The organism is Empedobacter falsenii (genome assembly GCF_019308355.1).
Classification (GTDB): domain Bacteria; phylum Bacteroidota; class Bacteroidia; order Flavobacteriales; family Weeksellaceae; genus Empedobacter; species Empedobacter falsenii_B.
Genome location: NZ_JAAGKM010000009.1, coordinates 1 through 15,712, shown reverse-complemented (window position 1 = coordinate 15,712; position 15,712 = coordinate 1). Strand labels below are relative to the sequence as shown.

Genomic DNA, 15,712 nt, shown 5'->3' with positions numbered 1-15,712 from the left:
TTAATGGAAGAAAATTATTGTCCTGTGGAAAGTAAAGATGATAGGCTTTCTATTGTTTATCTAATAACTTTAATGTTTAATGAGTTAGGTAAAGAAGTGAGTGTTAATTTAGATAGTCTGATTAGAGATTTAAACTTAACAAAAGTAGAATGTGATGATTTTATATCAAAAAAAGATGTTAAATCTTTAATTCATTCGTTATCCAAATTTGACAATTTTACTAAAGACTATCTTGTTACTGCTATTAATGAAGTACTTTTTGATAATTTGCCATTAAGTATTGAAAATAATGAATTTGTAAATGATTTTTTAGTTGATAATGCGGGTTTTACAAACGGAGAATTTAAGAGACGAATAGATAAAATTAATATACTTCTAAGTAATTTTTCAAAAGAATCAATTTCGGATGAATTATCTGTTAAAACAGAAGAAATAAAGAGTTCGGTTAAGTTACCAATAATTATTGTTTCATTTTTAATAGCATTATTAGGGGGAGCTTCCTTATTTTATTATTTTCAAATTAGATTAACAAGTGAAAAAGCATCAAATGAAGCCACTAACTTATTTAGTCTAATGTCTACCAAAACTACTTCAGATGAAAAAAGCCTATTAAAATTATATCCAAATGTTGATAAAATTGGTAAAAGAGTTGTAATTGATAAAGATATTTTTATAAAAAATGTTGTAAAAAATTCAAAAGGAAATTACATTGTTTATGCAATATTCAGTAACAAGTATCCGATACAGGTTGAAATTGGTCAAGAAAATTTTAAAAATCAAGTAATTAGTTCCAAAGGTTTATCCTATGCATATTATAATAATATAATGGAATTTGGGATAAAAAAGGGATGTATTATTGGGGATGAAAATGATGTTGAACTTGGATTGATAATTAAAAATAAAAAGCTTGAAAGTAAATTTGAATCCTTAAAAATATTAATGAATTTTAATTTTAAAAATAATGTTAAAATTCTACCTAATGTAGAAGAGGTTAACCCATATTATATGTCGAGTTACTTAAAGGGAGATGTTAGTATTGTTAATAATAACAATGTTCTTTTAAAAAGTGGAAGTGTAAATTTAAAATTAGTATTTAAAGATGTAAATAATAATTCAATTGGTGGAAAATCATTATTTGTTAATGATGTATCAGCTAAAAATAGTGGCTCAGCAAATGTTTTTATTTCTAATATTCCACAAAATGCAACATCTTATGAACTAGAATGGAAAATTGTTTTAACAAAATTCAATGAAAAATTAATAGAAGATCAAATAGTTTTAGAAACAACAAATGACTGTAAGTAATATTAAAAATCTGTGTTTTTTAAAATCAAAATTGAAAAGTGTAATAAAAAGTAAATGTCTTGATGAATACTCAATGAAAATTAATTATTAGAAAAATGTTATGGAAATAAAATTACTAAAAAATAATGTTACTTTAATTTTGTTATTTTTTTCAAGTTATATTTTTAGTCAGAATGTAAATGTATGTAATTATTCAAATTCGAATATTTCTGAAATTGAATTAATTTTTTCAAGCACTCCAAATGATAGGTTAATTTTAGAAATTGTTAATGAAATAGAAGAATCAATAGGTGTACAAAATAATTTTATTGTTATCAATAAATCAGACTTTAATAATTGTGCGGCTTTAAACTATTTCGGAAGTAGAGTTATTATTTATGATTTTGAATTTCTTAAAAGAATATCTAACAATAAAAGATATGTTATTACTTCAATTTTAGCACATGAAATCGCTCATCACCTATTAAATCATACATTAATTGAAGCACGTGATTTAGAAGCAAGTAAGAGAAATGAATTGGAAGCAGATTATTTATCAGGTGTAATCATGAAAAAATTAGGTTATTCGTTGAATGAATCTATAGAAGGTATAAACAAATTACAAGAATCGAATGATGATTTTTTCAGTACACATCCCATAAAACAAAAAAGGGACTTGATAATTACTCAGGCTTTTGATGATAATGAATATGATATAAATAGTTACATTGATAAAATTTTGAAATTATCTAAATATAATAGTTTAACTATTATTAATTCAAAAAATTATGATAGAGGGATAAATTTAATAAACAATAGTGAATATAGCAAAGCATTAATTGAGTTAGATAAATTATCTGAAATTGATGAATTTCTGTATTTAATAGGTGCAATAAGAAAGGTTGAAATATATAGAAATCTATATAGCGAAGAACTTGCTTTGAATGAACTTTTAAAATTAGAAACACGTTTAAATAGTCCGAACTTTATAATTAATAAATTTTCAAGAGATCATAAAAATGAATTTATTGCAAATTACTTGTATTTTAATATTGGAGGAAGTTATGAATTATTAAATGAAAAAGAAAAGTCAATTAAATACTATGAAAAAGCTTTTAGTTTTTTACCTGATGATAAAATAATTAAAGCAAAAATTGGTATATTAAATTATGAATTAAAAAATTATGAATCTGCTATAAACTATTTGAATGATAATGATATTGAAAAGTTATTGGTTGAAAATAATTTTTCGCCTGTAATATTCAAAAAGTTTTTTTTCTCAAGAATTGATACTGCTTTAAAATTAAATTATTCATTTAAAGAAATGGGAGTTATTTACGATAACATTTTATCAAATTATAGTGCTAATTTAAATGAAGATGATTTAATCTATATTATTAAATTATATTCAGAAATTTTGATTTATGATTTTAATAAGAATGATAATGTAAAAAATGAATATAAAATAAATAGATTTTATATAAAATTTAAACAAATAAAAGACCCATCTAAAGAAAATTCTAAAGATTATCTTAATATAATATTAAAATTCTATCGTGAAAATGAGGTTATTTATGATAGACAGAAAAGAGTACAGGAAGAAATTACATCTTATTTAAACGCTTTATGAAAAAATATGCTTTTTTATTTATAATACTATTAAATAATTTATCATTTGCTCAAAGTGATATTTTTAAATCTAATATAGTAGTGTATGAGACAGGAGTCCTAGACGATGATAACAACATCACGTATTTTAATAATCATATAGCTTCTAGTTTAGAAGAAATAGAAAAAAATCAAATAATAATTAAAAAATATAAAAATAATTATTATTTGATCATTGATCAAAATTTATGGAGTGGAGAGATAGGTGAAGTTAAAAATACAAGAGTTAATGATTTTTCTTTGAAAACAAGTTTTCTATGGGCTATAAAATCAGAAGATGATTATATACCAGCAACTGTGATTTTACGACAAGAGAAAAATGAAAAATTCAAAATAATTGATACGTATATGTTAGTAATATTTGATAATAAAAATATTTTCGAGTTTAAAGGACCTTCAATATCAAAAGAAATTATTGAAATATCAGAATTACAATAACAATAGATTTTATTTTTTAGTTAAAGTGTTTTTTCAACAACAAGTTATATGTGAATTAAAATGGGGTTTTCTTGTAAATCGTCATCAAAAAGTGGATACTAATTAGTAAAAAATAATGTGAAAATTTTAGTTGATTTTTTATGTAAATCTTTCAATAATGGGATAAAACAAATTAATTATAAATAATATGAAAAAAATTTACTTATCAATGTTAATAATGGGTACAGCCATTAGTACTTTAAATGCTCAAATTTCAGATGATGTTAAATTCGGTATTGTAGCTGGAGTTAACTTTAATAATATGTCTAAAAATCTTAACTCAAAAACGGGTTATCATGCAGGTGTTAAGACTGAAATAGATTTACCTCGATTAAGTGACGGTATCTATCTTGAAATAGCAGGTTTGATAACATCAAAAGGAGCAAAATTTGATGGAGGCTATGAAGTAGGAAATATCAACGCTACTTATTTGGAAGTGCCAATTCATTTAGGGTATAAATATGATATTAATTCTAATATTAAGGCAATTGGAAATTTTGGGCCTTATTTTGGGATAGGACTATTTGGTAAAATAAAATACGATAGTTATTGGGGAGGTGAAGATGAAGAAAATACTTTTGGTTGTGAGGGTCTAATGAATACTATTGATTTTGGTTTAGGTCTCAACTTAGGAATAGAACTTAAAGAAAAACTACAATTTACTTTTGGCTATGATTTTGGTTTAGTTAACATGAATAAAATATACCATAAAGGAGCGGTAACAAATGATTTAAAAAACTCTAATTTTAAACTTACCATGGCTTATATCTTTAATTAATGTTTTTAGTTAAATACACAACCCTATAACAAGGAAGAGGGCTATATCATATTTACTTTTGATGTAGCCCCCTTTGTTTTTATATAAAATCTGATAATGCTTGTACAGATTTTTCTTTTTCAATTTTATTATATCGTTGTAGCATTTTAATATCAGAATGCCCAGTCATAACCATTATTTGATGAGGTTTTAATAATGGCTCATCCATTAGTTTAGTTATTAAAGTTCTTCTACATGTATGAGATGTAACAAGTTCCCATTTTTCATAATTTCCTTCAATTTTTCTAAATTCTTCTTTCCCGTTAATTAACTCTTTACAAAGCTTAGAGCCTCTTACAATCTCATTTATTTTAGCTTTCTTACAAACTTCTTTAATATATTCGTTAAATTTAACATCAGAAATTTTTCTTGGAAAATTTCCTTCATATTTTTTTAGTATTTCTTGGAGTTTTTTGCTATTTGGGATTAAAACTTCTTTACCTGTTTTAATATTTTTATGCATATATATATTATTATTTAAGACAGCATTTTCTAAATTGAATAAATCACTAACCCTTTGTCCTGTATAACAACCTATTAATAACCAATCTCTTGCGTTGTCATACATAGAAAACTTTGTAAGTTCTAAATTACTTATTCTTGTTATCTCATCATTATTTAAATAAATGTAATCTTTCGGTGTTACTTTATATTTAAATTTACCCAATAAATAATCATCATTTACTTCTAATTCATATTCATAAGCTTGTTTAAAAATTGCCTTAATCTTATTAATATAGGTTGCGATTGTTGAAGAGTTGTATCTTTTATTATTACAGAACTCTATCAATTTTTCAAACATATGTAAATTGAAATCTTTAAAATTCAATTTTAATTTTTTAGTTTTTTCAAAATCAAATAACAAATTGTATGTAGAATTATACCCTTTTATTGTATTTGGACTAAAATCATTTTTCTTTTGATTGATTTGAAATTTAATGAAATCAAGTAAAAATTCAGGCGTTTCTTGAATTTTATTTGGATTTTCTAAATCAAAAAAAGAATAATAGTTAACCAAAAGCCATTCTTTATCAATTTTTTTACCATCAAGAATAGACTTATGATAGGAATTCATAATGAATAAATCAAATTCTTTAATTCTTAAATTTAACTTGTTAAGGTCGTCTACTTTAGAATTCTTCTTAACTTTCTTCAGATTTTTATCCCAACAATTTTTAGGGATTTTAATTTCTTCAATCGTAAGGCTTAACTGCTTCGAATTTCTTGATTCTCTAAATTTGTAAGTTAAACTATTCCAATCCGAGTTTGTTCTCACCGAAAAATTACCTTTAGCCATATTGTTTTTTTAAAAATTAATATTCAAATACGATGCCTAAAATGTTATCACATTTGTAAACACATTTTTAGTAATAATTCAATAATTAATTTTATACAAAAACTTTAAAAATAGACTAAAGTGTTGTTAATAAAAGTGTTTAGATGGATGTTTATCTATAATTTATATATAAAATTTCTATAGGTATGACTACCACTCCGAGTACTAAGCAAAAGCTCGAAACATTAGTTTCGAGCTTTTTTTATTTACATTCTCCTTTTTGTATAATTTTTACTTCAAATTTTCGGGCTCTATCATCTATAAAAGTAACTTCGTTTTCATAAAATTCAGGAAGTTTGTAATGCGTATTATCCAGCCAACCACCATTTGGCCAATCAATTTTATGCAGATAATTATTTTTCGTTGTTATAGTTACTCGATATGTCTTTGTTGACTTATTCGTTTTAACCTTGACATTTGCGCAATATTTTCCATCTTCAATGTGATCATTTATATTATGAAAATCTGAAGATGAGGAACAACTATAAATAATAGTAAAGCAAAAAAGTAAAAGTATATTTTTCATCATCTTTTTATTTAATCTTCGCTTAACAATCTATTGATATTCTGTTAAGCTTTGAATTTAATTTGCTGCATACATTTGCAGTAACAAAATCCTCATGTGTTAATTTATATCATTTCTCAAAATTACTTCTCTTTTCGGGAAGTTTTTTTGTTTTTATTAAGAAATCAGATTAAAATGTAACGTACTATACGCCTAATTTTTAAGTAGAATACATATTGAAATTTTATTAATAATCAGTCGTTTATAAGTGTTTTATTTTTAATAAAGATTTAACTTCTTGAGTTTTATATTAACGTTAGGTGGCATAGTAGTTGTCATTTTATTCACTTTTTAATTAAAACTTAAAATTACTCAGATGACTAATATAGATTCAAAAAAAAATCTGGCAAACACGATTTTGTTATCCACCACGGAGCCTAAAACAGTGTTAAAGGTTATTCGATCGGATGAACATGAAAAAAAGTCTTTAAGAAATAAATTCATAGAGAGAATTTCTAAAAACTGTCTTACAAAGAAAGATTATCTAGTAATTGCTACAACTTTTGTGATTATGCTAACTTCTATTCTTTTTTTGTTTATTTATAAAAGTGAATTTCTACAATGGCATAGCACTAAATTATCTACCTGGTGGGGTGTTATTATTTATAGCCTTGGATTGGCACTTCTTATTGTTAAAACTTCTTTTCTTTTTTATTTAGGCTATTTATTCATAAAATATAAACCGGTCAAAAATGTTGCTGATGTAGATTTACCAACTTGTACCATTATTGTTCCGGCGTATAATGAAGGAAAATTAGTATATGATACTTTGTTAAGTTTAGCTGATAGTAATTATCCATCCGAAAAATTACAGATCTTAGCCGTTGACGATGGGAGTAAAGATGATACATGGAAATGGCTTCTTGAAGCGAAGAAAGTATTAGGAGATCGCGTTACACTTTTTCAACAGCCAAAAAATATGGGAAAACGTCATGCATTATATAAAGGATTCAAAATTGGAAAAGGGGAAGTTTTTGTGACGGTTGATAGTGATTCTATTGTAGATGAATCTACGCTTAGAAACTTGTTAAGCCCTTTTGTAGTGAATGAAAATTGTGGTGCTGTCGCTGGCAATGTTCGTGTATTGAATAAAGAAAAAGGTTTGATTCCAAAAATGTTGAGTGTTAGTTTTACATTTAGTTTCGAGTTTGTGCGATCTGCTCAAAGTGTGTTAGGTTCTGTGTTTTGTACACCTGGAGCTTTAGCAGCTTACAGAAAAGATGTTGTACATAATTGTTTGGAAGAATGGATAAATCAATCTTTTTTAGGGCAACCAAGTACAATCGGGGAGGATAGAGCTTTGACAAATATGATTTTGAAACAAGGTAAACATGTCTATTTTCAGAAAAATGCAATGGTTTATACCAATACTCCAGAGCGTTATAAGAATTTATACAAAATGTTTATTCGTTGGGAGAGAAGTAATGTTCGTGAGAATATTATGATGACAAAATTTGCTTTCACCAACTTTAGAGAAGGTTCTACAGTAGGAACTCGTATAATTCTGATGATGCAATGGATAAAATTAATCATGGCAATTCCATTATTTTTAATTTTAATCTTTTTTGTCGCAACACATCCAATTTTATTCATCACAAGTACATTGTCTGGCGTTTTAGTTTTTTCAAGTATTCAGATGATTTTTTATGCAAAAAAATACAATTTTAAAGAAGCTTTATTAGCATACGTTTACAGTATTTTCTATATGTTCACGCTTTTTTGGATTACGCCTTATGCCATTGTAACAGCAGGAAGAAGTGGTTGGTTAACGAGAGAATTACCTCAGGCAACTTAAAATTTTAAATATTAATTCATACAAAAACTTCTCTCATTGGGAAGTTTTTTTGTTTTTACATAAAAAGTAAAAGACTAACAGCCATTACAAACATTCCGATTACAATTCCGTAAGTTGATAATTTTTTTCCAGCGTATTCGTTAGCGGTCGGAATTAATTCATTAATCGAAATATAAACCATCATACCTGCGACACTTGCGAAGATTGCTCCGAAAATTGATTCATCAAAAAATTGTAACAATACAAAATAGCCAATTAATGCGCCAATAGGTTCTGTTAATCCTGATAAAAAGGAATATAGAAATGCTTTTTTTCTATTCTTTGTAGCGTAATAGATTGGTATAGCAACGGCGATTCCTTCTGGAATATTATGAATAGCAATAGCTGAAGCTATAGAAATTCCGTAAGTTGGATTTTCTAATGCTGACAAAAAAGTTGCTAATCCTTCAGGGAAATTATGAATTGATAAAGCTAAAGCAGAAAACAAACCCAAACGCAATAATTTCTGATCGTTTGTCTCTGTTTTATTTTCATCGCAATGATGATGAGGCAATATTTTATCGATTAAAATAATGATTAAAATTCCAGTAAAAAATCCCAATAAAGTATATGTGTAACCTAATTTTTCTCCAAAAACTGTTGATAAAGATAATTTTGCTTTGGTCAAAATTTCTACAAAAGAGACATAAAGCATTACGCCAGCAGAAATTCCTAACATTACGCCTAAGAATTTTGGATTGAATTTTTTGTACAATAAACACAAAAGGCTTCCAATTCCAGTACTAATTCCGGCAAGAAAGGTTAAACTAAAAGCAAATATCAACGGGTTTGAAAACATTAATTTTAATAAATAAGTTAGATTAATCTAACAAATATAATCTTTTCATTGTTTTGAACCAAGATAAATTAAGAAACCAACAAATTTCAATGTAATTTATCAGTTGTTGTAAATTATGAAAAGGATAAACTTATTTTTGTTGTATTAGTTTTTATTCAGATGGAACTTTTAGACGAAAATATTCAAAGCGATGTGTATCGCTCAATGCTCGAAATGATTGCTAAATTGGGATTATCGAGTTATTCTACCACAATAATGACAACAATTATTCTATCAATTTTGTTAGTTATTATATTGTATGCGATCGATTTTTTATTACGAAAAGTGTTACTACTCGTTTTAACCAACTTTATTGCAAAAAGTAAAACCAAGATTGATGATTTATTGATCAAGAACAGGGTTTTACAATTCGCGACACATATTGTTCCAGTAATTGTCGCCAAAGAAGCAATTCCACTTATTTTCAAAGGATTTCCGAATTGGATCAAAATTGCGATGCAAATTACAGATGTTGCATTGGTAATTGCTGTTGGATTGTTGTTTAATGCAATTTTTAAATCGTTCAGGGATTTTCTTCGAGGTAATAAATCTTTTTCAGATAAACCAATTGATAGTTATCTGCAAGTGATGAATATTTTGGTTTTCTTTGTTTGCGGAATCCTAATTTTTTCGATTGCGACAGGGAAATCGCCTATTACATTTTTGGTTTCTTTGGGAGCAGCTTCGGCAGTTTTGATGTTGGTTTTTAAAGATTCGATATTAGGTTTTGTGGCGAGCATTCAGGTTTCGATGAATGATATGGTGCGCGTGGGTGATTGGATTGAAATGACAAAATATGGCGCAGACGGAAATGTTACCGAGATTAATTTAGGAACGGTAAAAGTTCAGAATTTTGATAAAACAATTACAACAATTCCGACGTATGCCTTGGTTTCAGATTCGTTTCGTAATTATCGCGGTATGCAAAATGCTGGTGGACGCCGCATTAAACGTTCGATAAATATTAAAATGAATTCGATTCGATTTTTGACAGAAGAAGAAATTGAAGAATTGAAAAAAATCCGCATGTTACACGATTTTATTGTGGATAGAACGAACGAAATCAATCAATATAATGTATCGAATAAAGTTGATCCAACGATTTTTGCGAATGGAAGACGAATGACGAATATTGGTCTTTTTCGACAATATATCAAGACATATACCTATAATAGTCCAAAAATTAGAACAGATTTGATGTTCGAGGTTCGACAACTTCAACCAACTGAACATGGTTTGCCAATTGAGTTATTTATGTTTACAAATACAACGGTTTGGAACGAATATGAAGTGATTATGGCTGATATTTTCGATCATATTATTGCGGTTGTTCCATATTTCCATTTAGAAATTTTCGAGTCGCCTTCTTCGGATGATATGCGTGTTATTGCAGAAGCTATAAAAGCTAATAATTAACAAAGAAGCTGAACATTAATGTTCAGCTTCTTTGTTTTCGTTTGGTTTTTCCATCAAATTAACCATCAAATTTTTTAGTTTTTGATACATAAAAGAAGTTAATAAGATTAAAATTCCTAAAACAATAAAAGATATTATTCTGAAAATATTGCTCATTTCCCAAACATCTACGAAATATAATTTTAGAATAATCAATCCAAATAATATAATTCCAACAATAGGAAAACCTTTCAGTTGCTTTCTTAATCCGAAATAAATCAATACAAATCCTAAAACTGCCCAAATAATTGGTAATAATATCATTCGGAAAATATCGGCTTGATGTGAGAAATTAGAAGAGTTTTCGTCAAGTGTTATCAACATAAAACCATTGTATTTCTCGAAACTAATCACATAAACTAAGACAAGCATACTGATGATTTGTTTTGCTTTGGAGCTTTGGAAATCGCTACTTTTTACAACAAAATAAATAATGTAAGCTGTCGGAATGAGATAACTCAAATAAAGAAAATAACTACCGATGTTATAATTTGTTTTGTTTAGTAATAATGGAATTTCGGCAATCATTGGTAAAAATACAATGCAGAAAGTTGCTGAAATTTGTAAAACAAGTTGCAAGGTATTTCCTAAATTTAGTTTTTCGCGTAGCGTTAAAATAAAAGCAATAAAGAATAATGTATATATCAATACATAACTTACAATCATCATAAAGTTGAAATACGGTTCGATTTGGTAAATTAATTCGAATAAAATTCCTGTGTACATCAATAAAAGAGATATTGAGATGAAAATAAATTTGGAATGATTGAGCTTGAAACCTAAAAATTGTTCTTCGGTTTCGAAATCTTTCATCAAATAAATATTGACAACAGAACAAATTAATGCAATAAAACTTGTAATGAAAACGTGATTGAAAATTACCACTAAATGTTTTTTAGTATCAATATAATCAAACCAATTGACGCATAAAGCAATCAATAAAAATGGAAACATCGCAATGAAAAAGATTTTGAAAATGTTTTCTTTACTTTTTTTCCAAAGGAATAATAATAGCGTTGATTCAATTGCGAAATAAATTGAAACGACATTTGCTTTAAATTGTAAGGCAACCGCAGTTGTGATAAGCGCAATGCTCAAACCGATTAAGGTATTTTGTAATAAATTATTTTTAGATGTTTTGTAGATGTAAAATGCACCGAAAGCGTTTGTCAATCCAAATAAGAAAGCTATCAAACCATTGTTATTTCCACCAATAAAATAATAAACTGAAGAAATTAAGATGGTTGATAAAATGGTATTGAAAATAAGTAAAAGGCAATTCCAAACCGAAAATTCTCCTTTTTTGAAACAATTCAACACACTTGTTGCCGTAAAAATAACGTAAAGCAAGCCAAAGAAAAGATATTGCGTTGAGGTTTTGGAATCGTCAATCCACGCAATACTATATATAAAGGTAAAAGCAAACGCGATAAATGAAATGATTTGCCAGTTTTTTCCCAAAACCATGTACAGCATACTCAAGTTTAGAATCGTTAAATAACCAAACAGAAATACAAAATTGCTTTCGCCTGTACTAATCATCAATGGAGCGGTAAAACCACCAATAATCGAAAAAATGGCTAAAACTTGTCGGTTATATAACATTGCCATCACGATAGAAAAAATAGTCACAATTGTTAGTAATCCAAAAGTGCTATTTTGAGAAAGTAAATGATATTCTCGGAAGGCAATGGTTAAGGTGAAATATAAAACGGTTAATCCACCACCAATTAAAATGGAAGAAAAGATTTCAAAATTTTTCCGAATAAAATGAGCAATTCCAATAATTCCTAAACCAACTCCAATTCCAATCATCACGCGAAAAGTTTCGTTAATCCAATTTTGATCAATTGCATATTTTACGAAGTAAGCAATTCCTAGAACTAAGGTTACAATTCCGAAAATCGTCAAGAAATTGTCTTTAATAAATGCAATTGCGCTGTTTAGATTTTTATCAAAACTACTTTCAGTTGTTTGTTTTGGTGGGATTTTGTCAAAAATACCTTTTGGCATTTCAACTTTATGATAGGAAACAACTTCTGGTTGAGGTTCAATTTTTTTCTCTTCAACTATTTTTGGTTGCTCAACAATTGGTTTTGATTCAGTTTTAATTTCTTTCGCATTCAATTGCTCTTGCAAATGCTTTAGTTTAGTTTCTTGATAATCAAGTTGTTTTTTTAGTTGCGAAACTTTGTTGAACAAAATCACAATCAATACGAATATAATAATGGCAATTAAAAATTCCATAAAGTATTTTTTAGGTAAATTGAAGTTAAGCTTTTTTTCAGAAAGCCTAAAATTTTGTTTCATACATACCAAAATCATTCTGTTTTCGTTATTCTACAAAATCTTTATTTTTGCTAAATGTTTAAAAAGCTAAGTACATTATTGTTTATCGCGCTATCGACTTCGATTTTTGCGCAAGATGGAACGCGTGTTTATGAGTTTTTGAACATTACAACTTCTCCACGTCAAGCGGCTTTGGGAGGAAATGCAGCAACTTCTTGGGATGCTGATCCAAATTCTTCTTTATGGAATCCTGCCTTGATGAACCGAGAAATGCACGGACAATTCGGAATTAATTATGTCAATTATATTGCGGATGTAGATTTTGGAACATTTTCGACGGTTTATGAAATCGATAAAGAAAACTTTGTTTCTGTTCATGGTCAATATGTTGATTACGGAAAATTAATTGGAACTGACGAAAACGGAAATGTGACAGGGAATTTCAAAGCAAATGATGCAGCGATTACAGTTGGTTATGCACGTGTTTTGGGTGATTATTGGACAGTTGGAGCAAATTTAAAATACATCAATTCTACTATCGAATCATATAAATCTTCGGCAATTGCTGGAGATGTTGGTCTTTCGTACCACGATTTTGATAAAAATATCAATGTTTCGCTGGTTGTGCGTAATATCGGTCAACAAATTCAAACGTATAATGGCAAAAAAGAAGATATGCCAACGCAAGTTAATTTGGGAATTTCGCATCGATTAGAACATGTTCCGTTAGAATTTACGTTTTCTTTGCACGATTTGCAGAAGTTTGATATTTCTCAACCTTATAATAAAAACGGACAGGAAGTTTCTGCTGGAAGAAAAATGATTGATCATATTTCGGTTGGAGCAGAGCTATTTCCAGAATCTGACTTTAATATGCGTTTAGGTTATAATTTCAAACGTGGAAATGAATTAGCAGCCGAAGGAATTCGCTCTTTATCTGGTTTAACGTATGGTTTTGGAATCCGTATAAATGCTTTTCGATTCGAGTTTAGTCATGCGAATTACCACAAATCTGGAGGTTCTAATCACTTTGGTTTGATTCTTAATTTAGACCGAATTATTCAAGGTCGAGATTATTGGAGAAGTAATCCTTGGTTATAAAAACTTTTCAAACAACTATAAAATCTTATCTTTGTCTTCAATTCTATATAGATGAAAGAAAATTTAATTATTGCAATCGACGGATATTCTTCTACAGGAAAAAGTTCGATGTCAAAAATTATTGCAAAAAATCTTGGTTATACACATATTGATAGCGGTGCAATGTATCGCGCTGTGACTTTGTATGCGTTTCAACATCAGTATATTGTCGATAATAAAATTGATGAGCAAGCATTAATAATCAATTTATCTGACATTAAGATAGAATTTAAACAAGATCTTATAACTCAAAAGAATCTTACCTTTTTGAATGGTGAAAATGTAGAAGCTGATATTCGTACGATGGAAGTTTCTAAAATGGTTAGTCCAATTTCTGAAATTCCTACTGTTCGCGATTATTGTGTTGCACTTCAACAGCAAATGGGAAAAAAAGGTGGTATTGTAATGGATGGTCGCGATATTGGGACAACAGTTTTTCCTAATGCAGATATCAAAATTTTTGTCACAGCTTCACCAGAGGTTCGTGCGCAACGTCGCTTTTTAGAATATCAACAACAAGGGAAAAATATTCCTTTGGATGAAGTGTTGAAAAATGTGAACGAAAGAGATTATATAGATTCTCATCGTGCGTATTCTCCACTTCGTAAAGCAGATGATGCCATTGAAGTGGATAATTCAAACATGAATTTGGAAGAAACGGTGAATAAAGTGATGGAGATTATTAATTCTAAAAAATAGAATCCTCTGTTGCAGTTGTAAATTCTTCCAGAAATTTCATTCCTCGGTAGGAGTTTCCTTTTAAGTTTAGTTTAGGACTCCAAACCGAAACAATGTAATATTTAGGCATAATTGCAACAATTCCTCCGCCAACACCACTTTTGCCAGGTAATCCAACTCGAAAAGCAAATTCACCAGATTCATCATAGAAACCACAAGTTTGCATAATAGCGTTGATTCGTTTTGTTTGACTAATGTTCAAAATTTGATAATCATCAAACAAGTTTTTTCCTTTATTAGCCAAAAATGAAAAAGTTTTGCTCAATTCCATACACGTCATTTCAATCGAGCAGATATAAACATACAAATCCAGAACTTCATCAGGAGAATTATGAATGTTGCCCAACGATTTTATAAAATTTGTCAAAGCTGTATTACGATAAGCAGTAGAAAACTCACTTTTTGCAATTTTATCAGAATATTGAATAGAATAATTACCAGAAACCTTTTTGATAAAATCTAAAAAATATGCTTTCGGATTATCGCAAATATCAATTAAGATGTCGCAAACCACTAAAGCGCCCGAATTAATAAATGGATTTCTAGGAATTCCTTTGTCAGTTTCTAATTGCAATAATGAATTAAAAGGCGTTCCCGAAGGTTCTACATCAACTCTCTCCCAAATTTTCTCGCCAGTTTCTCTATAAACTAAAGCCAAAAGCAACACTTTTGAAATACTTTGAATCGAGAATTTTTCTTCACAATCACCAAATCCAAACTGAAGTTGATCCGTAAACAATAAAGAAACTCCAAATTTCTCACCGTCTATTTTAGATAATTCAGGTATATAGTTAGCTGTTTCACCCAAATTCTCTTCTTCAATTACTTTTAGGTAAATGTTATTTATTATCTCAAAATATTCTTTTTCTTTCGAAATCATCGCGCATATTATATATAGTATGAATGTAAATCTATTTTACATGTTAAACAAAATTAAAAATTTATTTATTTTTTTGAATAAACCATTTTCGCTTTGAGACAATTCCTCCCGAATAGTTCCTTCAAAAGTATCCATTTTGCTTTTCTTGAACAAAAGAAAAGCAAAACGTCTAATCATTTTATGAGTTTAAAAGGTATTCTTGAGTAATTAACAAGTTTAATTTTCCTGTCGTTTCGAGCTTGTCGAGAAATCTATCTCGTTATAATTTTCTGCTGTAAAAACGGGTTTTCTCGTCAAAAATCTAATATCTCACATCTCAAATCTAAAATTCTCAAAAAATATTTTCCATTGTACCAGCGACTTAAGGAAAGAATGTAAAATAAATGTAAAT

At 28.2% G+C, this 15,712-nt stretch carries 13 protein-coding genes; 8 read left to right on the top strand and 5 right to left on the bottom strand.

Going from position 1 to position 15,712, the window contains the following annotated elements; all coding sequences use genetic code 11:
- Window positions 1-3 precede the first annotated feature (3 nt).
- The 4 genes from G0Q09_RS05715 (at window position 4) to G0Q09_RS05700 (ending at window position 4,207) form a co-directional block, all read left to right on the top strand.
- Window positions 4-1,305 (top strand): hypothetical protein, encoded by a 1,302-nt coding sequence (locus G0Q09_RS05715; protein WP_219034240.1) that lies wholly within the window; start codon window positions 4-6, stop codon window positions 1,303-1,305.
- A gap of 100 nt (window positions 1,306-1,405) precedes the next feature.
- On the top strand, window positions 1,406-2,914 hold the full coding sequence (locus G0Q09_RS05710) for a M48 family metalloprotease (protein WP_219034239.1): 1,509 nt from the start codon (window positions 1,406-1,408) through the stop codon (window positions 2,912-2,914).
- Window positions 2,911-3,390 carry a hypothetical protein gene (locus G0Q09_RS05705; RefSeq protein WP_219034238.1) on the top strand — a complete coding sequence of 160 codons (480 nt, stop codon included), beginning with the start codon at window positions 2,911-2,913 and terminating at the stop codon, window positions 3,388-3,390. Before G0Q09_RS05710 ends, G0Q09_RS05705 begins: the two co-directional genes overlap by 4 nt.
- 187 nt (window positions 3,391-3,577) lie before the next feature.
- Window positions 3,578-4,207: a porin family protein gene (locus tag G0Q09_RS05700; RefSeq protein WP_219034237.1), complete on the top strand. Its 630-nt coding sequence runs from the start codon at window positions 3,578-3,580 to the stop codon at window positions 4,205-4,207.
- A gap of 79 nt (window positions 4,208-4,286) precedes the next feature.
- Here the strand turns inward: G0Q09_RS05700 and G0Q09_RS05695 are convergent, their stop codons facing one another.
- A complete protein-coding gene (locus G0Q09_RS05695) occupies window positions 4,287-5,543 on the bottom strand; it encodes a tyrosine-type recombinase/integrase (RefSeq protein WP_219034236.1) in 1,257 nt (418 codons plus the stop codon).
- Between the two features lie 241 nt (window positions 5,544-5,784).
- Window positions 5,785-6,108: a hypothetical protein gene (locus G0Q09_RS05690; RefSeq protein ID WP_219034235.1), complete on the bottom strand. Its 324-nt coding sequence runs from the start codon at window positions 6,106-6,108 to the stop codon at window positions 5,785-5,787.
- Between the two features lie 550 nt (window positions 6,109-6,658).
- Between G0Q09_RS05690 and G0Q09_RS05685 the strand changes: the two genes are divergently transcribed.
- The gene (locus tag G0Q09_RS05685; RefSeq protein WP_371875730.1) at window positions 6,659-7,942 is read left to right on the top strand and encodes a glycosyltransferase family 2 protein; all 1,284 of its coding nucleotides are present in this window, start codon (window positions 6,659-6,661) and stop codon (window positions 7,940-7,942) included.
- 55 nt (window positions 7,943-7,997) lie between these two features.
- Here G0Q09_RS05685 and zupT read toward each other — a convergent pair whose 3' ends face one another.
- The gene (zupT, locus tag G0Q09_RS05680; protein ID WP_219034233.1) at window positions 7,998-8,780 is read right to left on the bottom strand and encodes a zinc transporter ZupT; all 783 of its coding nucleotides are present in this window, start codon (window positions 8,778-8,780) and stop codon (window positions 7,998-8,000) included.
- A gap of 159 nt (window positions 8,781-8,939) precedes the next feature.
- Here zupT and G0Q09_RS05675 point away from each other — a divergent pair, with 159 nt between their 5' ends.
- Window positions 8,940-10,235 (top strand): mechanosensitive ion channel family protein, encoded by a 1,296-nt coding sequence (locus G0Q09_RS05675; protein WP_219034232.1) that lies wholly within the window; start codon window positions 8,940-8,942, stop codon window positions 10,233-10,235.
- Between the two features lie 15 nt (window positions 10,236-10,250).
- On the opposite strand, the gene G0Q09_RS05670 is transcribed toward G0Q09_RS05675, so the two are convergent.
- A complete protein-coding gene (locus G0Q09_RS05670) occupies window positions 10,251-12,521 on the bottom strand; it encodes a DUF2339 domain-containing protein (protein ID WP_219034231.1) in 2,271 nt (756 codons plus the stop codon).
- Window positions 12,522-12,638: 117 nt separating this feature from the next.
- Here G0Q09_RS05670 and porQ point away from each other — a divergent pair, with 117 nt between their 5' ends.
- Window positions 12,639-13,664 (top strand): type IX secretion system protein PorQ, encoded by a 1,026-nt coding sequence (gene porQ / locus G0Q09_RS05665; protein ID WP_038333143.1) that lies wholly within the window; start codon window positions 12,639-12,641, stop codon window positions 13,662-13,664.
- A 51-nt stretch (window positions 13,665-13,715) separates the two neighbouring features.
- The gene (cmk, locus tag G0Q09_RS05660; RefSeq protein WP_219034230.1) at window positions 13,716-14,402 is read left to right on the top strand and encodes a (d)CMP kinase; all 687 of its coding nucleotides are present in this window, start codon (window positions 13,716-13,718) and stop codon (window positions 14,400-14,402) included.
- On the opposite strand, the gene G0Q09_RS05655 is transcribed toward cmk, so the two are convergent.
- Complete coding sequence (locus G0Q09_RS05655; protein WP_038333140.1) at window positions 14,392-15,321, bottom strand: glutaminase; 930 nt, start codon at window positions 15,319-15,321, stop codon at window positions 14,392-14,394. The genes cmk and G0Q09_RS05655 overlap by 11 nt on opposite strands.
- Window positions 15,322-15,712 lie beyond the last annotated feature (391 nt).